We start from the raw sequence: 22,251 nt of genomic DNA on the forward strand, positions 1-22,251 counted from the left end.
TCTAAAGAAATATAAGTAAGGAACAGGCTATTACCGCGAAAATACCATTCAGGAAGTTAACTTCGTTATTGTTGATATAACCCCGGCGCTCGAGCACTGCACCCAAAACGGAATCGGAAAGGTTACCTACAGTACCTGCTATAATGATGCTGAGGAATAGGCTGTTCAACCCAAAATTGAGGGCAAATATCACCGCTATAATCACAGATCCTCCAAGGCCTATCAATATGCCTTCTATGCTTACTACCCCATCCCTGCCCCTTTCATCAACCTTGAAGGTGGTTATGTTATAAAAACGTTTCCCATAAATTATCCCCAACTCTGAAGATAAGGTATCAGCAGTTGCAGATGCAAATGCGGCGGCCATAAGGACGGTTGCCAGCAAAATATTTTCAGGCATGATAAAAGCCAGTAAACCTAATATCGCAGGCAGGCCCCCGTTGGCCAATACCTGTAGGGCATCACGCTTTTCGGGGTGCTCATCGCTTAGTTTGCGCTTCTCTACTTTTTTATGGGATGTTGCCAGGATGGAGAGCAAAAAAAACATCGCCAGCACTGCTATCCCAATATAACCAGTGCCAAGGTAAACAAGTGCCGCCACAACCCCACCTGTTACGGCACCTGCAAGTGTAAGCTTACCCGCTTTGTAACTGGCATAACTTGCAGCAAGTATGAGTAATGTGAATATAACGTGGAGTATTAGCATTTACATCAAACATATAAATTAGTTTACAATACGTCATTACCACATAAACGATGCGCGGAAGGGCTTGCTCCAACAAAAAAACGCCCTTAGTTTTCACCAAGGGCGTTTAAGGTATTAAACCAAAGCATTAATGTTTATTATCGTATTTACGGGTGTTATCCTTATTCGATGTTTGATCGGAACGTTGGCCGCCGCCATTGCTTATACCCTTTTGTTTTTGTGCTTCCTTAGCATCTACATAAGCGCGGTCGGAGGTTGACGATCCTTGTCCGGTTACATTGTTTTTTGTTTCCTGGGTTTTCATAACAGATGTATTTAAGTTTATAAATAGACCTTACAGCCTTAGTTATATCTTGCAACAACCATACCGTTGCTATCAGTTTGCAGTTATTAGTTTGAAGTTTGCCCGAAAAATTGCCTTTGCCCGGCCAGGTAAATAAGATACAGGTTTAAAACAAATGCCCGCGCTTATTTATTTATCAATAACATGGATAAGTCAAAACAGGTAGTATTAAGCGGACAGCTTAAATGGGTAGAGCGCATAGCATCGGTAATGGATGATAAATTTAAAGTGCCGGGTACAAACTTCCGTTTCGGCCTCGACCCTATCCTTAACCTGATTCCCTTTGCAGGCGATGTTTCGGGTTTTATCGTATCGGCCGCGTTGCTTTATGTAATGGCCAAAAACGGTGTTAGCCGCAAAGTGCTCATCCTTATGACGATCAATATCAGCATAGATGCCATCGTTGGCGCCATTCCTCTATTAGGGCAGATCTCCGATTTTTACATCAAAGCAAACACCCGCAACATTCAACTATTAAAAGAACATTACAGCGACGGCAAGCACACCGGCAGCGGCAACGGTATCATCGCGCTATTATTGATTGTCCTTTTAATAGTTTTCAGCGCGGTGCTGTACATAAGCTACTTGTTATTACACTGGTTATTCAGTTTGGGTGGCTGAGATTTCATAAGTATAAGGCATATTGGTTAGCGTACCGGCGGTTATGTTTGCTACATTAACAGATATTAGCTTAAAACCAATCTAAACATTTAACATTGAGCTGTTAAATATGTAAAGGTTACGCGTTGTAATTTGGGTGAATAGTTTCCTTACGGTATGGCTTTAGCGTACCTTTGCAGCAATGGACTATTTTAAAAACCTGCTCTCGCTGCTCAAAATTGAGCGCGACGAAGACAGGGGCGCATACTTAAAACTCACGCAAACCACATCAGTTACCGACAGGCGCGCGGCAGGCATTACCTGGTACCCTATCGCTATCCGTGGGTCAGAACCAAGCCGGGGAGATTACCTTACGGTTGAGCTTGAGCGCACCACAAATAAAGACATATCGCACCAATTTAAGTTTGGCGCGCCTGCCGTGCTGTTCTCCAACCATGATGCCGGTACCGACCGCGTGGAAGGGACTATAGCATACGCAGGCGGTGATCGCCTAAAAATAACCCTTTTTACCGATGAACTGCCTGATTGGACACGCAACGGCAAACTGGGCATAGAATTACTATTTGATAACAACAGCTACGATGAAATGCAGAACGCCCTTAAACAGGCATCTGCATTAGTTGATAAGCCGGAAGGGAAATTGATCCGTGTGTTGACGGGACAAGCGGAGCCTTCGTTCAACGAAATATATGAGGCACCCATTGATGGCATAAATACCTCACAACTTTCGGCAGCGCAAAAAGTACTGGCAGCGCAAGACCTTACCATTATACACGGCCCGCCGGGCACAGGTAAAACTACCACCATTGTACAGGCCATTAAACGCCTTATAAAACAAGATGGCAAACAGATTTTGGTAGTTGCCCCGAGCAACACAGCTGTAGACCTGTTAAGCGAGAAACTGGCAAACGAAGGCCTCAATGTTTTGCGCGTGGGCAATCCGTCGAAGGTATCAGAAAAACTTACGTCGCTTACCTTAGATAGCAAGATGGCGGCGCATGCCTACACAAAAGACATTAAACAGCTTAAGAAACAGGCAGCTGGCTACAAAGACATGGCGCATAAATACAAGCGCAGTTTTGGCAAATCCGAGCGCGACCAGCGCAAAGCCCTGTTTGATGAAGCACACCGCATGATAAAGGATGTGGGCAAGATTGAGCAGTTTATCATTGATGATCTGGTAAGTAAAGCTCAGGTGATAACCGCCACACTTGTGGGCAGCAATCATTATACCGTGCGCGATGTAAAGTTCAACACCGTGGTAATTGACGAGGCCGGCCAGGCGCTCGAGCCGGCCTGCTGGATCCCAATATTAAAGGCGCAAAAGCTCGTTATGGCCGGCGACCATTTCCAGTTACCGCCAACCATTAAGTCTAACAAAGCAGCTAATGAGGGTTTAAGCACAACCCTGCTTGAAAAATGCGCGGTACTGCACCCCAACGCCGTTACCTTGTTGGAAGAACAATACCGCATGAACGAGGATATAATGGGCTTCTCATCCAAAGAATTTTATGGCAATCGTTTAAAGGCAAACGCATCTGTTGCCAAGCGTTTGCTTTTTGATAGCGATATGCCTATGAGTTTTGTTGATACCGCAGGCTGTGGCTTTGATGAAAAGCCGGATGGCACAAGTTCCGTAAACCCCGAGGAGGCGGTGTTTCTGCTAAAGCATTTGCAGCAACTTGCTGATATGATTGAAGCAAAAGACTTGCCTTTCCCGTCGATAGCCATCATATCACCATATAAAAGCCAGATCCGCATTTTAAAAGAGCTGTTTGAGGCATCTGCCCTGCTACCCCATGCCGATAAGATCACTATAAATACTATAGACAGTTTCCAGGGGCAGGAACGCGATGTGGTTTATATCAGTATGACGCGGAGCAACCCCGATGGCATTATCGGTTTCCTTTCGGATATCCGCAGGATGAACGTGGCTATGACACGGGCGCGTAAAAAGCTGGTGATCATCGGCGATAGCGCGACCATTACCCGCCTGCCTTTTTATGCGGATATGATGAGTTATGCCGAGCAAATAGGCGGCTACCAAAGCGCATGGGACTACATGAATTAACGCTTCCTGTGTTTATAAGTTAATTGCATACTCTCCATTATTCTTTGGATATTTAGCGCTTTGGCTACAATAAATTACAGGTGAGCAACGTACAGGACAACCACATAACCGACCATGTTTTTATTTTGAGGGATATCCCCTTTCAAAATATCACCGGGGTGGTTATTGCTAATAATTCAGCATCCGGAGCTTACCCCGATGCCGACCAATATAAGGACATCGCCCCAAAACACATTGCTGTTAATGAGGGTGTTTTTATCAACCAAACCAACGGAACGTTCCCGCCAGTGGGTGTTGTGCAGCATGCCGATGGTTTGTTACTTACCTGCAATTGTGATAGCATACCGGGCAAACTTTGTGACCATCAGGCCTTGGTATTAGGGGCCATTACCCGCCGGGATGAACTGGGCATTTTCTTTAACAACAAGCTTCGCCACGAAAAACTGAAACGCTCGGCTTATGATTATGGATTGGAAAATGAACCCGATCTTGACCGTTATTTTAAACTTGATTATCAGCATAAAATAGTAACTGTTAATCCGTTAAGCAACTCGCTTATGCCGATAACTAAAGAGAGTTTATCTGGTTTAAATGACTTGATAATACCTACTGAAAATCAACATGTTAAAGAGAATGAGCGAACGGTTTGTGTAGTTATCAAGCAGCACAAGTATTACCACTATTTGTTCATCGAATTGTACTCGGCCCAAACAACTAAAGAGGGCAAGATAAAGAACCCCATGGCCCCTGTTAACCCCTTGGACCTGATCTGGGAAACGGACGATAACAATAGGCTTAAGTTTTATACGGGCATCAATAAATTTCAAAACCACCTCAACTCCAAACGCACCGAGGCCGATATAAAAGCCCTGCGTGCCATCGTTAAAAACACGCCCGACTATCCCTTTTATTATCACGATAGTGCTATCTCAGAAAACATAACAGCAACATCTGTAGTCCCGGTTAAAGTGACCGTGCTGCCACATGATGTGAAGCTAACGGTGGATAGCAAAGGGCAGTTCTTCGAGTTGTCCGGGTCCGTAAAGATCGGCAAAACGGATCATCCGCTTAAAGATCTCGACCTGCGTTTTAACTATTTTGTGTTGCTGAACGATACCCTTTACCTGGTAGATAACCTGCAGGTTTTGGCGTTGATAGACCTGCTTAAGAAACGAACAGATAATTTGCTTATCCATCAATCGAAATTCACGGAGTTTAAAGGCGGCTTTTTATCTAAACTGGAAGATAATATATTGGTTGCCTACAAATATATTAGGCCCGCCACGCCTGTGCAACTACAGCAGCAAGGTTTCGTAAAAGATACAGAGCAGATCATTTACCTGTCGGATTTTGGCAGCCATGTGATGCTGTTGCCGGTAATGCGCTATGGCGAGGCCGAGATCCCTGTACGTACAAAGCGTATGATCTACGGCAGGGATGCCAAAGGAAAAGAGTTTTTGGTGGAGCGTAATGATGAGGCCGAACTTGCGTTTACCGCCCTGCTCACCAAACAACACCCCTGGTTCCCGGAGCAATTGGAGGGCGACGACCTGCCCTATTTTTACCTGCACAAACGGTATTTTTTGCAGGAGGATTGGTTCTTAAATGTGTTTGAGGATTGGAAAACACATGGCATTACCGTTTTAGGCTTTAACGAATTGGAGGGCAATAAGCTTAACCCAAACAAGGTGAACATCACCATTAGGGTGTTAAGTGGTATCAATTGGTTCAATACTGAGGTGAACGTACGTTTTGGCCGCAAACGCGCTGCTTTAAAGCAGGTGAACAAAGCAGTACGCAACAAAAGCAAATATGTGCAGCTGGATGATGGCACCATGGGCATCCTGCCTGCCGAATGGGTGGAAAAGTTTGCCGAATACTTTAATTCGGGCGAGATAGTGGACGATATGCTACAGATCCCTAAATCAAACTTCCAGACCGTTAGCGAGCTTTTTGAGGACGCCATGCTGGATGATGAGGTAAAAACGGATATCCAAAACCTCCAGTTAAAAGTGATGGATTTTGAATCACTTAAGGAAGTTACGATATCGCCGGATTTTAAGGGGGTACTGCGCCCCTACCAGCATCAAGGCTTAAACTGGCTAAATTTTTTAGATGACCTGAATTTTGGCGGATGTTTGGCAGATGATATGGGCCTTGGTAAAACTCTGCAGATTATCGCGTTTATCCTGTCGCAACGGGATAGGGTAAAGCGCAATACCAACCTGCTGGTTGTGCCTACCTCGCTAATATTTAACTGGCAAATGGAACTGAAAAAGTTTGCCCCCTCCATCCGCATCCACACCATTTACGGTGCCGACCGGATCAAAAATACGGATGAGTTCAATACTTTCGAGGTGATCCTTACTTCTTATGGTACGCTGTTAACGGATGTGAATTTCCTGAAAAGCTATCGGTTCAACTATATTTTTCTTGATGAATCGCAGGCCATCAAAAACCCCGATTCGCAACGGTACAAGGCTGTGCGGCTATTGAAAGCGCGTAACCGTATTGCTATTACAGGTACGCCTATCGAGAATAACACTTTCGATCTTTATGGACAGCTTTCATTTGCTTGTCCCGGTTTATTGGGTACAAAACAATACTTTAAGGATATTTACGCGGTACCTATAGATAAATTCAAGAGCAATAAACGCGCTGCCGAACTCCAGACTAAAATTAAACCGTTTATACTGCGACGCACCAAGCAACAGGTGGCCGAAGAATTGCCTGATAAAACCGAAATGGTACTGTATTGCGAGATGCAGCCACAGCAACGTGGCATTTATGACGCTTACGAAAAAGAGTTTAGGGAGTACATCTCGGCTACTACGGATGATGTGCTCAAGCGCAGCCCGATGAATGTTTTGAAAGGCCTTACCCGCCTGCGCCAGATCTGCGATTCGCCCATGCTGCTTACAGGTGATAAGCCACCGGGCGATGAGTCGGCCAAGATAGCGATGCTGATAGAGCAGATAAAAAGCAAATCGCCACAGCACAAGATCTTGGTATTCTCGCAATTTGTGACGATGCTGGATCTCATCAAGAAAGAATTGATTGCTCGCGATATTCAATTCAGCTGGTTAACAGGCAGCAGCCGTAACCGCGAGGCAACGGTGAACAATTTCCAAAATAACCCGGAGATAAGGGTATTCCTCATCAGCCTTAAAGCAGGCGGTGTTGGCCTTAATTTGACCAAAGCCGATTATGTGTACCTGGTTGACCCATGGTGGAACCCTGCCGTTGAAAACCAGGCTATAGACCGTACCCACCGCATCGGTCAGCATAAAAATGTGGTAGCCGTACGGTTGATCTGCCCCAATACGGTTGAAGAAAAGATAATGGAAATGCAGGACAACAAACAACAGCTGGTTAAAGACCTCATTAAAACTGACGCGTCATTCCTGCAATCACTCTCCAAAGCCGACTTGCTTGGCCTGTTGCGAAAATAGCCGCCGACGTATCATATTATACACCTGTAATATCAAATAGTACAACATTAAAAAATTGCTTTTAAGTAGGTTTGTTTTATAAACCAATGTTACGGGTAAACCCAATCACCAACCATGAAGCATCTTTCGTTAAAACAACTTATCGGCTTTGCCATAGCTGTATTTGCATTTTTAGGCAGTACCAATATCGCGCTGTCACAGATCAAAAATTTTAATATAAACGGCGGCCAGATAACGCGCTTTAGTACTGTTGGCAACGCTGTGGATGCGCACGATGGTGAGATAGCCTACTTTGGCGATACCTACTACCTATACGGAACCAGTTACGATTGCGGTTTTCAATGGGGTAACAAGGGCGCGCCGTTTTGCGGGTTTAAGGTGTATTCGTCAAAGGACCTGAACAACTGGGCAGACCGTGGCTATCTCTTCGATGCCACCACCCCCGTTTGGCAAACGCGTTGCGATGGCAAAACGTATGGCTGCTTTCGCCCGCATGTTATCTACAATGAAAAAACCAAATTATACGTGCTGTGGATAAACGTTTATGATAACCAGGTTGGTTACCGCGTGTTCACCGCTAAAACGCCTATAGGCCCTTTTAATGAAGTTGCAGAACCACATTTATCCGTAAACAGCGACATGCCCGTTGCAGGCCTGAACAACGGCGACCATGATACCTTTATTGATGACGATGGCACTGCATACCTGGCCTTTACCGACTGGCGCACAAAAGGCACTATCGTGATAGAAAAATTGAGCCCCGATTACCTAACGGGTACTGGCGAATTTGTAAAAGGCATCACCGAGGGCGAAACAGAAGCCCCCGGCCTATTTAAACGCAAAGGTGTTTACTACGTAGTTTATTCTGACCCTAACTGCGGGTATTGTTCGGGAACGGGTACATCCTATCGAACGGCTAATTCACCGCTTGGACCATGGTCAAAGGCTACCAAGATCAGCGATAATTCTTGCGGCGGGCAGCCTTCATTTGTATCGACCATTAAAATTAATTCGGAGACCGTTTACCTTTACGGCAGCGACCTTTGGAACAATGCCGCCAAGAACGAAGCGCTTGCCAATTTTTACTGGGCGCCACTAACTTTCGCGGCCGATGGTAGCATTAACTCGCTTAAATGTTTCGAGACCTATAAAATGCCAAAAGCACGGTCTGCCCAAACCGACTACAGCATCAAAGGTGATATTGCCGGGGAAACAGCGCGCGCACAATCTTTTACAGCTAAACGATCTGGAAAACTAAGCACATTGAATATAACCGTTTTCAAAAACAACTATCCGGATGCACCATTGATGGTGGAAGTTTACAGGGCAAACGGTTTAAAACAACCTGTAGGCAAAGCTTTATTTACGGAAAACGTCCCGGCAGAGAAGATTGGCTGGTCCGCAAGGAACATAACGCTAAAACCTAATCTTCGGATTGCGAAAGGCGGACGATACGTGTTCATTCTTAAATCCGCTGCTACTAAAGGTTGCTATGGTTTTGCATATAGCGATTTTGCCCCTTACCCTGGTGGAATTGCTTTGTTAAGTTTCGATGGCGGGAAAACCTTCAAAGCCGAACCAAACCGAACATTAAAGTTCCAGACCTTTGTTACCAATTAAAGCTATATCGATTCTCTGATGATGGTGTTGAAAGGCACTTTAATATGGGTGTGGGTACTATTTAATACCAACTGGGCAGCATGTTTACCCATAAATTCAAAATCAGTAGATATGGTGGTGATTCCGTTTAGGATAAATTTTTTGAGCGGGGTTTCATTATAAGAGATCAGGCCAACATCCTCTTTCAACTTTAAGTTTTGTTGCAGCAATAGATTTATCACGGCAACAAGGTCATCCTCGGTAAGGGTAATATACAGCGTATCTTTACGAATCTTTTGACTGCTCAGGTCTGATAGGATATCGTATTCGCAATTATATTGTTTACAAAAATTAAGAAAACCTATTAGTATATCAACCGGGAAATAACTATTTTTTGGAAAGACAATGGTACATGAGTGATAGCGTTTTATTTGAGGGAGCAATTCCTCCAGCGCGTTAAATATATCATTCTCAAAATCTTCGTACACCGCACCAAAATCACCCTCGACACCTTCAACCAGTTTACCAAGCAATATCAATTTATCTTTGGGGATCTGGTTGATCACCTCGTGGGCATTGTCTATTTTATCTAAAAAATGGGGCACAACAACCACCTTATCGTAGCTATCCTGTTTCTCTAATAGGATCTTTTTGAAAAAATTAAAACTATTGTTATAGATGTAAAAATCGATGGAAGCCTGGTTACCAAGTGCTTCGGCAAAGGCATCGTACATGAGTTTTTTGTGGCTGCTAAGCTTATTGAACAATAGCAGCACCTTTACCGGCCTGTCCAGGTTTACGTTTGAAACATAATATCCCTTGCCATGCACAGAACTTATAATACCACTCTTTTTCAATGTATTATAAGACTTGGTTACAATATTCCTTGAAATATCAAGCGCGATGCTCAAATCATTAATAGAAGGCAGGATATCGTTCTCATCAATCAGTTTTTCATTTATACCCTGCAAAATACAGTTGCATAACTGCCTGTAATAAGGCGTTAACGAGTATTCATCAATCTTTAATATTTTAAGAAAATTCTTCATGTATAAACTTACGCTAAGCTAAAATTATAAAGGCCTGTTAGCAAACCTTAACCGTATCTATCTTTAATATGTGGCCCAGTTTTTTAATTTTTGAAGCGATATGCCCCCTACCTATAGCACAATGATGCGCGGGCCCCTGCGCGTTCCAGGCCTCCACAAAACCACGTGCACCTAACGGGAATTTATAACGGCTATTGGTATTGCCTATTTCCAAGATCTCGCCCGATACAGATTCTCCCTCGGCAACTAATAATTTCAGCCGCCCGTCCCCGGTTTCTACAACAGACAGCAAGGTAACCGACCCGTGCTGTACTGACATCTCTACCGATAACCCACTACCCACCTTGCCATGATATACTTGCAAGGGCTTTACTTTTATTTTGCCTTCGGCTATGCGCGGGTGGCAAGGGCCATCGTGCCCCATAAGCACTACATCATCATTAAAATCCATGGCGTAGTACTCGGTAAAAGAACCTCCGGCTCCAAAGCTGTCCATTATTTTCATGGCCTGGGCATTTTTTATCTCGTACTCGCCCGCTACCGGGATGTTCCTGCCCGTTAGTAACGAGTTACCCAGAATAATGGATGAAATGGTATTCTCGTTAACATTACCCGTCCCTTTGTGATAGTATGCGAGCGAACCAAGTTGATGCTTATTTACCAATTTATCTAAAGCTACGGCAGTTAGCGCGGCCCGGTTAAGTTCTTCACCCGGGCAATCAGCCTGAACATCAAATTCATTTGCGATCTCTGCGAGTTTAGCTTCAATTTCATCATCCGTAATCGTATCCCGCAATGCTGATAGTTCATCCACTTCTATTACTTCCATGTGGCCGCCAAAGGTTGCGCATTGCAGCGTTTGGTCGGTGTAAATATCCATCATACCGCCGTAGTAGTTGCCCATTAAGCCTAAACGGTTGTAATACATAATGCGGGCTACTTTAGCAGCATCTATCCATTCTTTTGCCTCGTTCCAAACCTGCGGGTCGTTTTGCAGCATACCTGTTATTTGATGGAACGGTATGTTACTGCGATTAAAAACATTGGCTATCTCGGGCACGGAGCATGATGAGCAATGTGCCAGCCATTCACCCGTCATAACGGTACGGTCTGTTAAAGCATTAAAGCTTTTATAGTCGATGCCGGCTTCCGGCGAAAGGTTCAATACAATAACCGGCACGCCAGCCTTACGCACCACCGGCAACACGGTGGATGATAATGCGTAGGTAGTTACATACAAAAATATGATATCAACATCTTCGCGTTTAAAGGCGTCGCCTGCTTCAAAGGCTTTCTCCGGGGTGTCTATCAATCCAAGGTTTACAATATCGGCATCAAAGGCTTCCATGCTTTTGGCTACCGCATTTACATAGCCTGTTAAGCGTTCCTGTAACCCTGCAAATTGTTCCCAATATGCTTGCAACCCTATGCCAAATAAGCCTACTTTGGCTTCAGTTTGTTTCATGCGATATCCTATTTGCTTTTGATTTCCTGAACTATGGTAACCGGCCCCATCAATCCCGACGGTAACAATGGCGATTTACCGCTATACTGTTGTGTGGTGGTAAATGTGTACCGCCCGCTGGTGCGTGGTTGGCCTTTAAGCAACCACTCCGGCCAATTATCATCTACAATGCCGTCGTATGGTTTTGACTCATCGCCTATCAGCCTGTTTGGCCAAAGGTTGGCGACTTCAATCTTCAGTACGTTATTTTTTTGTTTTAGGGACGATGATATATCTATCCGCCATGGTGCTGTCCATACCACGCCAAGGTCTTTACCATTCAAGATAACGCGGGCAAGGTTATTAACTTTACCCAGATCAAGATAAACCGGCGATGAACCAACAACCGATACATCAAATTTCTTGTAATAACTTGCTATACCCGAATAATATTTAATGCCATCTACCTGGCTTTTTGTCCAATCCGCAAGGCTGCCAAAAACGATATGCGCAGGGCCACCCCATTTAGGATCGAAATTTACATCCCATGGGCCGGTTAAATTTGTTAATGTCTTTTGAATAGTTGTATTAGATAAGCCCGAGGCTTTCCATTTATTGTTTGCCGAAAACACCACGAAGCAGCTTTCATAAGCGCCTAATTGTAAGGGTACAAGTGTTATACCTTTAGCAGTTTTAAATGCTCCAACCCTTTTTATTTTACCTGTTATGGCATCCCACAATTCCGGCGAACCTTTTATAGTTCTAAATTGCCCGGTAAAGCTAACCTGCTTATCGGTTTTGTTGCTCAAAAAGTAAACATCCCACTTTGCAGCGGTGCGATGGGTGTACCTAATCGGGCCATCGGCTACAAAATCTTCCCTAACGTTTTTAGCTTTCAGGATTTTGGCTACGGCATCATAAGTTGGATATAAATGGTCGATATTCTCGCTCAACGCACCGCTCCAAAACAGCGTGCCCTTGCCATATTGGCGACGCATTTCTTTAGTTGGTTTAGCAATAGAGCCCCAGATCTGTTTACTTAAAGCCTCCACCTTGCTATCGCACAGCGGATAACCAGCCAAACTTGGCGAGCGCAACGGCGGGCTGCCCACAACCGTTGCGCCCAGTTTTAAAAGGTTGCCAATTTTGGTAAGCAATTGAGGTGTCATGGCTTCATATACCGGCAGCACCAATACTTTGTAAATTGCTCCAGATGGAAAAACAATATTATTATTTACTACCGTAGCCTCCATCAACTGGCCCGGCGAGCAACCATCAAAGTTAAAGCCCCGCCTATCGCCTATGGTATCGCCCAATATGGCTGAAGATGGTGGTACAAACACGTGTGGCGAACCTTCTGGTGTTAAATAAAGGATATCGGCTACCGTGCGGCCCTGCTGCAAAATGTATTGGCAACGGGTAATATAATCATGGTAGCCGCCAACCATTGGCCACCAAGTTTGGCTGCGGTCCCAATGGACGCCATAAGGGCCCATTGTCGCGCCGGGTTTCAAGGAATCCGCCAGGAACTGGTTTTGAAATGTGTGATAAACAAAACGGTTGATACCTGCTGCAAACGCCCAGTCGCCTTGGTTTTTCATGGAGCCTGGGTGTTGTTTCCAACCCTCGTTGTCCTGCGCGGTAAAAGCCTCGGCAGGCACAAGCGATCTGCCCATAACATGCCCAATGGATGTAGCCTCTATAACACTGTAGGTGGAGTTAAAGCCAAAGCCCTTGCTCCAAAACTCGCCCATGGGCACATCGGCTACGCTACCTAATTCAAGGTCGGCAGTAGGGTTCATGTCATACGGTTCTATGGATAAACCAAGGCCGTGGCGTTTGGCGTATGCCTTTACATGGCCGGCATGGTTCGCCAGGATTAGTTCCTGCGAGGTTTGCCTTAAGTCCCATAAAAAACGTTCGCTCTCCTCCGGGCTACCCACAATAATGCCCGAGTAAACAGGGTAATATTTTAACGGATCATAGCCGCGTCGTTTTATAAACTCTTTACGGAAGTTGGCTGTCCAGTTTTGTGCGCCCATTTCCCAACTGTCCATGTGCAGGCGTTTTAAACCGCCGGGTTGATTTTTATTTACCGTACCTATTTTTTTTAGCAGCTTGCCTATATAGTTTTCAAGGTGCGCGTTTAGTGCTGTAGTATCAAACTTATCAGCTTCGAAACCCAAGCCTGGCACAGGCGCAGGGCGGGTAATAGCACCATTATTGCGGCTGCCAAAACGCATCACTATCCATTTGCCAGCAGGGGGCAACCAGTTCAGCGTACCATCGGCACGCATCTTACCCATAAGGTCAATGATCTTATTTTTGGCGATGGCAGTGCTTTTATCTGCATTATTAGAGGGGGCTGACAAATATGGTTTAACAACCGCCGAACTATATGGCGCACGCACGTACAATGCCTTCTCATCCAATTCAGCAACTCCATTATTTTTATCTGTAGTTGGAAAAGCTAAAACCGCCACATCCTCGTAATAATCCAGCCATTGTTTTTTAAATTCGCCGGTCAGGTTGTCCTCGCCGAAAAATGGCTTTTTAGGTTTAGGTACAGGCAGTACAATATTCTTATCGCTTGCAGAAACCACAACCTGGCTCGACACCAAATGCTTCATCGATTGATTGCCCTTAATCCAGGGGCCTCCGCTGCCCGTCCATCCCGGGCCAATGCCCAAAGTGATCTCGATGCCCAAACGGCGGGCTTCATGCTCAGCATGTACAAAAAGAGACGTCCATTTATCGCTTAAAAACACCACCGGGCCACGCGGTACGCCAACATTCACTTCCAAAAAAACAAGGTTACCTATCCCCGCCTTTTTCATCGACTCCAAGTCTTTGGTAATGGTTTCGGCGGACATATTCCCATCCATAAAATACCAGTAAACGCCGGGCTTATAAGCATCGCCGGGATGTGCAAACGACGCTTTCATTTTAGCCATTTGCGCGTTAGCAAAAACACTAAAAAGCATCAGGAGCAATACGGGCAAAATAGTTTTCCTGTAAATCATTGGTATTTGGCGAACGCCCATTGGCGGGTGCACATAACTGGTTATTCAAAACTACCTGATTAGCATTAAGTATAAATGGACTATTTGATAAATAAAATGTATATTTTGACTTGCGCGCCTGCGGTGTAAAACCATATTTAATTTTTTGTTGCTATTTTTCGGGACTGAAGCCATGATCAACTACTACAAATATCTACCGGTTAGTAAAGAAGACGAGCGCTGGGGCCTAACGGTGCTGAACGCCGGCTGTACACATGTGGGCGCATTAAACGCCTATCCTTTAAAAGAGCACCCGGCTCACCATAATTTTAGCTGGAACAACTGGCGGGTATTGCAAGAGTACCAGCTTGTTTATATCACTAACGGGCAGGGCGTTTTTGAATCGGAAAGTTTTGGGGAAACCGACGTTAAGGCAGGTACCGTTATGGTGTTATTCCCAAACGAAAGGCACCGCTACAAACCCGACAGCCAAACCGGGTGGGATGAGTATTGGGTGGGTATAAAGGGGGCTGTTGTAGACAACCTGGTTATATCCGGATACCTTAAACCCGATAGCCCCTGCCTCTATATTGGTTTTAACGAGAGTGTACTAAATATCTATAACAGCATCATAGCCGAGACAAAGAAAGAAAAACCCGGCTATCAACCCCTCATCTCGGGCGCGGTGATGCACTTTGTAGGTATTTGCCATGCAGCAATAAAACAAAGCGCAACAGAAAATAAAGAAGAAGAAATGATAATTGATAAAGCCCGGTTACTTTTCCGCTCCAACATCAGCAATGCATACTCGGCAGAGCAAGCCGCTATAGAATTAAATGTAGGGTATTCGCGGTTTAGGAAGCTGTTTAAAAATTACACGGGCCTGTCGCCGGGGCAATATTATTTGCAGTTAAAAATTGAACGCGCGAAGGAGTTATTAAGCAATGGTCATACCCCGGTTAAGGAGATCTCTATCGATCTGAATTTCGATTCGAGCTTTTATTTTTCTAAGATCTTTAAGGAAAAGACCGGCCTGCAGCCCACCGAATACAGGAAGCGCAGTAACAATTTGGTTTAATGATAATCTAAACCGCGAACATTATTGAACTTTTAACCCGCTGTTAAAAACTAATTGAGAGCGAAAATTTGGTTAGGTAGCTAATTTTTCATCATATTTATAATCAAACATAACCTTAAGTATATGGGCCTATTTAGTAGACTGCTGAACGAATTTATTGATGTAATTGAATGGGTTGATAACACCCAGGATACGCTGGTTTGGAAATTTCCGCGCAATGATAACGCTATTAAAATGGGTGCCAAGCTTACAGTGCGCGAATCGCAAGTAGCTGTTTTTATGAACGAAGGACGCATTGCAGATGTATTTACTCCGGGCTTATACGAGTTGCAAACCCAAAATATGCCCATACTCACCACCTTAAATAGCTGGAAATATGGTTTCAACAGCCCGTTTAAGGCTGATGTTTATTTTATAAGCACCCGCCAGTTCACCAACCAAAAATGGGGCACCAAAAACCCGGTTATGATACGCGATGCCGAGTTTGGCCCCGTAAGGTTACGTGCGTTCGGTTCGTTTAACTTTAGGGTACATGATGCTAAACAGTTCCTTACAGAGATAGCAGCCACCAACCCGCAATTTATAGTTGAAAATATTAATGAGCAGCTGCGCAACCTGATTGTGGCACGCGGTATGGATGCCGTAGCGCAATCAAAAATATCGATCCTTGACCTTGCTGCCAATTACGACGAAATGGGCCAGCTGATCTCAGATAGCATCCAGCCCGATTTTATTGAAATGGGATTAAACCTGACTAAGTTATTGGTAGAGAATATCTCGCTACCGCCAGAGGTAGAGCAAGTGCTTGATAAGCGGAGTGAAATGGGCATTATTGGAAACCTTGGCGCTTACGCGCAGTTTCAGGCTGCTAACGCGATTGAAAAATCGGCAGAAAACTCTATTGGCGGTAATTTGGGTGCGGCAGGTATGGGCCTTGGCGTTGGTGCCGCCATGATGGGACAAGTGGGCAACGTGTTTAAACCAACCCAGTTTGACCCCAATGCCGACGCGGCCGAAGCCGCCCCTCCTATCCCCCCGGTACAATACCATGTTGTTAAGGATGGAAAATCTGACGGGCCGCATACGTTGAGCGACATCGATAAAATGATAACTGCTAACGCGATAAGTAAAGATACTATGGTTTGGAAAAAAGGAATGGCGGGGTGGGCAACTGCCGGTAGCGTTGCCGAACTTACCGGCTTTTTTGATAACGAGCCGCCACCAATAGCATAACCTATACCGAAACCTTATTACATGAGCGACCTTACAAAGCCGTCGGAAATTAGCAATGAGTTAAAGTGCAAGGGCTGCGGTGCGTTACTACACTTTGTACCCGGCACTAATAACCTGCAATGCGATTACTGCGGCGAAAACAACCCCATAGAACAGCAAAAGGAAACGGTAATTAGATCGTTTGACTATGAGGATTATATTGCCGGCATTGATGCAAGTAAGCAGCTTGATGGCCATAAGGTTGTAGACTGTAATAACTGCGGGTCGCGTACGGTGCTCGATTCTTTTGTAACGTCAGATAAATGCCCGTTCTGCGCATCGCCATTGGTTTTAAACCTGGAAAGCGGTTTACAATACGTGCCGCCGCATTATATTTTACCGTTTGAGGTTACCAAACAACAGGGTGCAGCATTTTTTAACAAATGGCTGGCCGGTTTATGGTGGGCACCAAACGACCTGGCTAAAAAAGTAAGCAACAGTTCATCTGTACTAAACGGTGTTTACCTGCCCCATTGGGCGTACGATACCAATACCCTTACCGATTATACAGGCGAACGCGGCGATTATTATTATACAACCGAAAGTTATACTGAAACAGTTAACGGGCAAACGCAAAGCAAAACCCGCCAAGTACGCCACACCCGCTGGAGCGACGCATCCGGGAGGGTGCATTGTAAATTTGAGGATCTGATAGTCCCGGCAAGTACATCATTGCCCGAAGTAACGCTGGTAAAGCTTGAGCCCTGGAAATTTAGCAACCTGGTAAAATTTGACGAACGCTATACCAGCGGCTTCCGGTCAGAAACCTACCAATTGGACCCAGAGAAAGGATTTTTAAAAGCAGAGGAACAAACTGTTGCCGAAATTGAAGATACCATCCGGAGGGATATTGGCGGCGATGAGCAGCGGATAAATGACACCACTACCCAATACAACGATAAAGCCATAAAATACATTATGCTGCCGGTATGGGTAAGCGCTTACAATTACAACAATAAAGTTTACCAGTTTACAGTAAATGCCAGCACGGGCGAAGTTATTGGTCAGCGGCCTTTAAGCTACATTAAAATAGCGCTGGCTATTTTATTTGCTATAGCGGTAATAATCGCAGCGGTAATTTATTTTCAAAGCGTAAACGCAAATCCTCAATAGTCGGGCGGTAGTTATAAAGTAGTTAAAACTGCATGGCAAATTGTAAACCCAATACGCCATCCTGGTAAGATGGCAGTAATATCGAACTGCTTTTCTTTTCTTTTTTTAACTCATAAGGCACATCGCGGTTTTGCTCTTTATCCCGCCCGGCTTTAAAAAGACCGTTACGGATGTATGGGTACAGCAAATATGCCGCCTTGGTAGACAAAATACCGAAACCTGCACCTGCCACAACATCGCTAAACCAATGGTTTTGGTGGTAAATACGGAATAACCCCGTGGTAGTGGCAAAGGTATACCCGATGATACCGTAATAAACAGATTTCTCATTAAGCTCCTGCGCCATAAACTCGGCACCTAAAAACGAGTTTGAGGTATGGCCCGATGGGAACGAGTAATTATTGCTGCCGTTTGGCCTAAGGCGGTGGGTCGCGTTTTTTAATCCGAAAACGGCAAGGTTCATCATCCCCTGCGCCATTACGTAAATAAGCGTACGATCAACAAAGGTATTTTTGCCATGAACGCCAACCAGGTTAACGGCATAAACTATTACCACGGGTGCGTATTGAAAATAATCTTCGTAGTGCCTTGTAGTAGAAAAGTTATGCTCATTAGCTTCCTTATAAATATAACGGTCGAACCGTTGCAGGGGTTTAAGAGCGAGAGAGCTTAAGCCATAGCCAACCAAGATAGCAGGCGGTATCAATGCCGCGGTTTTACTGCGCAGATGTTTTACAGTATCTGGCGCGGTAAAAAGATCTATTTTAAGGGTATCAACAATGCTCACCTTCCTAACCGTATCGGTAGGTACGGTTTGCGCAGTCGCGTTAAAACAAATAAACAGCAAAACAATGTAGAGTGCTTTTTTCAACAGGGAGATATTATAATATTAAACCGTTCTTTAACAACGGTTAACACTGAACGGGAAAATACTATTTATGTTTTGACGGATTATTAAGTTTAAGATGACAACCTGCGGGGGCGTTTAGGCCGGTCGGGTGTATCAGCCGATGCAGCTGGTTTTGAGTATGGCCTTGGGCTTGGCGTTTTCTTTACGGGCTGGTCTTCGGTAATATTTAAAGTAAGTTCGCGGCCTTGAAACATAGTACCATCTAAAGCAATTACCGCATTTTCGGCACTTATGCGGTCTTCCATTTCTACAAAGGCATATCCTTTGCAAACGCGCGTTTTTTTATCACGTACAATTTTTATGGTGCTCACAGCACCGTGCCAGCTTATTAGCTGCACCAGTTCCATTTCGGTAATATCAAGCGGAAACCCGCCGACGAAGATCTTTGTCATAAGTAAATACAACGCAATATTAGCTATTCTTGTTATTTAACAAAAACATACGGGTAATTGTTACATGCAGATGGCTAAAACAATTATAGTAAGATATTTATTTAATAGCTATGATAACAGTAGTAGGGATCTTTGAAAAAGCCGAACTTGCCGAAGAGGTAAGCTCATACTTATTAGCAAACGGGTTTACAGGCGAAAATGTAGACGTCCACACGCATGGCGATAAGCAGGACGACCAGAACCGTATAGGTGATTTTTTTAGCCAACTGGTAGATGATGACAACCGGGCAAAGCATTTTGCATCGTTGGGGCGAAACGGATCTATCTTGACTGTGCATGCCAACTCCACCCGCGAAGCTCAAGAAGCGGCAGATGCCCTGAACAACTACGGCGCCATAGACGTTAACGCAAGCGACGACAGCCCTTCGCATAGCCAAATGATAGAACGGATCGTGGCGGATGACATGAGGTTGCGATAAATAATCTTATGAAGCCTGATGTTTATTAGGGCTTACGTAAGTATATATCTATTAATTTTTTGCTGTGTAATTACAACTTATTCCCCTTCTAATTATAACCGATGTTATCGCCGATACATTTCAGATTATCCTAAACGAAAAACGTATTTCCTTTTAAGGAACAGCATAATTTCAGGGTAATTGTCATTCAATTCTCATTAATTTTGTTCTGTTAAAATGTTTGGTTTGGATGTTCGTCATCATCTTATGGCAAAACGGCTTCCTCTTATCCTATTACTTTGGTTATTCACCGACATTTACTTTTTCCAGGTTGTAAAAACAATTACTGCAAATCCTGTCATCCACCTGGCTTATCGTTGTATAGACATCATTCTTTTATTCGGGGTAGTATTGATAATGTTATTGCCACGCGGCGGTAAAATCGCCCAAGTAATCATAACCGGTCTTATGGCATTTATGTTATTAACTTTTGTGCCCCGCCTGTTCTCGCTCCCGGTATTACTTATCGAAGACCTTATTCGCCTTTTTAGGGGCTTCCCGTCGCGCGCAATATGGGTGAGTCAGCTTACTGCAGTGTTTGCAGCAATTATATTGCTGGTTGTATTATTTGGCATTACGCGTGGCCGGCATTTTTATCGTGTACGCCGGGAAATACTATATTTCGCCGATCTGCCGGAAGCTTTTGATGGGTTTACAATAACGCAGCTCTCGGATATTCATTCAGGTAGCTTTAGCAGCGATGCAGGCGTACAAAAGGGTGTTGATATGGTTAATGACCAAGCCAGCGACCTTATCTTATTTACAGGCGATCTGGTTAATAACAAAGCTTCTGAAATGGACCGCTGGATTTCGGTATTTGCTAAACTTAAGTCTACCTATGGCAAATTTTCAGTATTAGGCAATCATGATTACGGCGACTACGTGCAATGGGAAAGCGAAACTGCAAAGCAAAACAATCTTGTCCGCTTAAAACAGGTGCATGGCGACATTGGATTTAAATTATTGCTAAACCAGGCCATCAGTATTAACAAAGACGGGCAGCACATTAGCCTTATTGGCGTAGAAAACTGGGGCAAAGGCGGTTTTCATAAATATGGCGACCTGGAAAAGGCGGCAGCCGGACTAAGCCCGAACAGCTTTAACATCCTGATGTCGCATGATCCCTCTCACTGGGACGCGGTAACACTGGGCCATCACAAACATATCCACTTAACACTTGCGGGCCATACCCACGGAATGCAATTCGGCATCGAATTGTTTGGCTTTAAATGGAGCCCGATCAAATATGTGTATAAGCAATGGGCCGGGCTTTATGAACAAGCCGGAAAATACCTTTATGTAAACCGCGGGTTTGGTTTTTTAGGCCTTAAAGGCCGCATAGGCATGTGGCCCGAAATAGCTGTAATTACGCTTAAACGCAGGTTGGCGTAATTTATAAGAAATCCCACCAAACGGCCCTCTTTGGCGGGTCACCCAAGGTATATGGCTCCCCAATACGCGGCACATTTACTTGTATGCCTAGTTTATCGGCAGCGGGTAACAGTTTTTTTATAGGTGCGTTCCAGGCATGGTCAGATGCCTCAAACTTTGCCCAGTGAATAGGTTGTAGTAAACCTGCCCGCAGGTCAACAGCTGCCTGGGCAGCTTGCCCAAGCGGCAAATGTGCCCATGGCCAATTGGGGCTGTACTGGCCACATTCAAGTAGCGCTATATCGAAAGGGCCATATTGCTCGCCAATTTGTTTAAATAGTGGCCCATAACCACTGTCGCCACTGTAAAATAACCTGTAGCAATCTGCCTGTATCACATAAGATGCCCAAAGTGTTTTATTTGCTTTAGTATAAGTGCGGTTACTACGATGCTGCGCCGGGGTAGCGGTTACTTTAAGGCCATTGGGCAACGTTACCGATTGGTTCCAATTAAGTTCCATGATCTTTTTAGGGTCATACCCCCAATAAACAAGATCAGCACCTACACCCTTTGGCACTATCGCCATTTTGATACGGCTTTTCAATTTTTTTAGGGTGTTATAATCCAGGTGGTCGTAGTGATCATGAGATATTATAAGCACATCTATTGGCGGCATATCCTCTGCATGGTAATTTGTGGTGCCTTTAAATGCCCTAACTACCCCAGGTATTGGCCCTGCATGGTTATTAAAAATAGGATCAATAAGTATGTTGCCCTGCCCGGTTTTAATTAGCAAAGACGAATGCCCAAACCAAACGATTGTTGGCGCAGGTGACGCCAGTGCCTTAAGATCGGTTTTTACCCATGGAAGTGCATGGGAAGGCCGGGTTATTTTAGAACGGTTGTGGAACAACAACAGTAATTTATTGCGCTTTACGGTAGAATCAGACAGTTCGGCTATATTTTCAAAAGCGCCATTTTTGAAATTAGGCAATGTGTCTAAACCGGCAAGCGATTCACCCTGCGGGTTTTTACCTACCGATTTCACCAAACCACAGCCGGCATTTACCATCAGCAATAGCACAAACGTAAAAATCCCCAAACACCAATACTTCATACACTAAAAGGCTAATAACGTTAAGCCCTGCCGATTATTTCCCGAAAACAGATAATACGGATGGTTTAGCCTGCAAAGACTGATTAATTTTCTTGAGATATGTTATCAAGCAAACGACTTTTAAAACCTGAACACGAAAAAGCCAAATCGATAACACGTCTTAAATTGACTCAGAAGTTTTTAATTAGGGCTT

The 22,251-nt window shown here is 44.5% G+C and carries 17 protein-coding genes; 9 read left to right on the forward strand and 8 right to left on the reverse strand.

Going from position 1 to position 22,251, the window contains the following annotated elements:
• Nucleotide 1 precedes the first annotated feature (1 nt).
• Nucleotides 2-706: a DUF92 domain-containing protein gene (locus ABIB39_RS12915; protein ID WP_354430568.1), complete on the reverse strand. Its 705-nt coding sequence runs from the start codon at nt 704-706 to the stop codon at nt 2-4.
• 127 nt (nt 707-833) lie between these two features.
• On the reverse strand, nt 834-1,010 hold the full coding sequence (locus ABIB39_RS12920; protein WP_354430569.1) for a hypothetical protein: 177 nt from the start codon (nt 1,008-1,010) through the stop codon (nt 834-836).
• A 183-nt stretch (nt 1,011-1,193) separates the two neighbouring features.
• Between ABIB39_RS12920 and ABIB39_RS12925 the strand changes: the two genes are divergently transcribed.
• From ABIB39_RS12925 to ABIB39_RS12940, 4 genes are all read left to right on the forward strand, one after another.
• The gene (locus ABIB39_RS12925; RefSeq protein WP_354430570.1) at nt 1,194-1,670 is read left to right on the forward strand and encodes a DUF4112 domain-containing protein; all 477 of its coding nucleotides are present in this window, start codon (nt 1,194-1,196) and stop codon (nt 1,668-1,670) included.
• 181 nt (nt 1,671-1,851) lie between these two features.
• Nucleotides 1,852-3,741 (forward strand): AAA domain-containing protein, encoded by a 1,890-nt coding sequence (locus ABIB39_RS12930; protein ID WP_354430571.1) that lies wholly within the window; start codon nt 1,852-1,854, stop codon nt 3,739-3,741.
• Nucleotides 3,742-3,821: 80 nt separating this feature from the next.
• Complete coding sequence (locus ABIB39_RS12935; RefSeq protein WP_354430572.1) at nt 3,822-7,193, forward strand: DEAD/DEAH box helicase; 3,372 nt, start codon at nt 3,822-3,824, stop codon at nt 7,191-7,193.
• A gap of 114 nt (nt 7,194-7,307) precedes the next feature.
• Complete coding sequence (locus tag ABIB39_RS12940; RefSeq protein WP_354430573.1) at nt 7,308-8,813, forward strand: family 43 glycosylhydrolase; 1,506 nt, start codon at nt 7,308-7,310, stop codon at nt 8,811-8,813.
• A gap of 2 nt (nt 8,814-8,815) precedes the next feature.
• Here the strand turns inward: ABIB39_RS12940 and ABIB39_RS12945 are convergent, their stop codons facing one another.
• The 3 genes from ABIB39_RS12945 to ABIB39_RS12955 are packed head-to-tail and all read right to left on the reverse strand — an operon-like array spanning nt 8,816 to nt 14,308.
• Complete coding sequence (locus tag ABIB39_RS12945) at nt 8,816-9,841, reverse strand: GntR family transcriptional regulator (protein WP_354430574.1); 1,026 nt, start codon at nt 9,839-9,841, stop codon at nt 8,816-8,818.
• Between the two features lie 37 nt (nt 9,842-9,878).
• On the reverse strand, nt 9,879-11,306 hold the full coding sequence (locus ABIB39_RS12950; RefSeq protein WP_354430575.1) for an arabinose isomerase: 1,428 nt from the start codon (nt 11,304-11,306) through the stop codon (nt 9,879-9,881).
• An 8-nt stretch (nt 11,307-11,314) separates the two neighbouring features.
• Nucleotides 11,315-14,308: a glycosyl hydrolase gene (locus ABIB39_RS12955; protein ID WP_354430576.1), complete on the reverse strand. Its 2,994-nt coding sequence runs from the start codon at nt 14,306-14,308 to the stop codon at nt 11,315-11,317.
• A 172-nt stretch (nt 14,309-14,480) separates the two neighbouring features.
• Here ABIB39_RS12955 and ABIB39_RS12960 point away from each other — a divergent pair, with 172 nt between their 5' ends.
• The 3 genes from ABIB39_RS12960 to ABIB39_RS12970 all read left to right on the forward strand — a co-directional run bounded on the left by ABIB39_RS12960 (nt 14,481) and on the right by ABIB39_RS12970 (nt 17,750).
• Nucleotides 14,481-15,365: an AraC family transcriptional regulator gene (locus tag ABIB39_RS12960; protein WP_354430577.1), complete on the forward strand. Its 885-nt coding sequence runs from the start codon at nt 14,481-14,483 to the stop codon at nt 15,363-15,365.
• A 123-nt stretch (nt 15,366-15,488) separates the two neighbouring features.
• Nucleotides 15,489-16,598 (forward strand): SPFH domain-containing protein, encoded by a 1,110-nt coding sequence (locus ABIB39_RS12965; RefSeq protein WP_354430578.1) that lies wholly within the window; start codon nt 15,489-15,491, stop codon nt 16,596-16,598.
• Between the two features lie 21 nt (nt 16,599-16,619).
• Nucleotides 16,620-17,750 carry a TFIIB-type zinc ribbon-containing protein gene (locus tag ABIB39_RS12970; protein ID WP_354430579.1) on the forward strand — a complete coding sequence of 377 codons (1,131 nt, stop codon included), beginning with the start codon at nt 16,620-16,622 and terminating at the stop codon, nt 17,748-17,750.
• A 22-nt stretch (nt 17,751-17,772) separates the two neighbouring features.
• On the opposite strand, the gene ABIB39_RS12975 is transcribed toward ABIB39_RS12970, so the two are convergent.
• Together ABIB39_RS12975 and ABIB39_RS12980 are read right to left on the reverse strand one after the other, a co-directional pair.
• Complete coding sequence (locus ABIB39_RS12975) at nt 17,773-18,621, reverse strand: phosphatase PAP2 family protein (RefSeq protein WP_354430580.1); 849 nt, start codon at nt 18,619-18,621, stop codon at nt 17,773-17,775.
• A gap of 89 nt (nt 18,622-18,710) precedes the next feature.
• Nucleotides 18,711-19,052 (reverse strand): RNA recognition motif domain-containing protein, encoded by a 342-nt coding sequence (locus ABIB39_RS12980; RefSeq protein ID WP_354430581.1) that lies wholly within the window; start codon nt 19,050-19,052, stop codon nt 18,711-18,713.
• 110 nt (nt 19,053-19,162) lie between these two features.
• On the opposite strand from ABIB39_RS12980, the gene ABIB39_RS12985 reads away from it, so the two are divergent.
• Together ABIB39_RS12985 and ABIB39_RS12990 are read left to right on the forward strand one after the other, a co-directional pair.
• Nucleotides 19,163-19,531 (forward strand): hypothetical protein, encoded by a 369-nt coding sequence (locus ABIB39_RS12985; protein ID WP_354430582.1) that lies wholly within the window; start codon nt 19,163-19,165, stop codon nt 19,529-19,531.
• 246 nt (nt 19,532-19,777) lie between these two features.
• On the forward strand, nt 19,778-20,962 hold the full coding sequence (locus tag ABIB39_RS12990; RefSeq protein WP_354430583.1) for a metallophosphoesterase: 1,185 nt from the start codon (nt 19,778-19,780) through the stop codon (nt 20,960-20,962).
• Nucleotide 20,963: 1 nt separating this feature from the next.
• Here the strand turns inward: ABIB39_RS12990 and ABIB39_RS12995 are convergent, their stop codons facing one another.
• The gene (locus ABIB39_RS12995) at nt 20,964-22,058 is read right to left on the reverse strand and encodes an MBL fold metallo-hydrolase (protein ID WP_354430584.1); all 1,095 of its coding nucleotides are present in this window, start codon (nt 22,056-22,058) and stop codon (nt 20,964-20,966) included.
• Nucleotides 22,059-22,251: the final 193 nt, after the last annotated feature.

The sequence above is a fragment of the Mucilaginibacter sp. UYP27 genome, assembly GCF_040547175.1.
Classification (GTDB): Bacteria; Bacteroidota; Bacteroidia; order Sphingobacteriales; family Sphingobacteriaceae; genus Mucilaginibacter.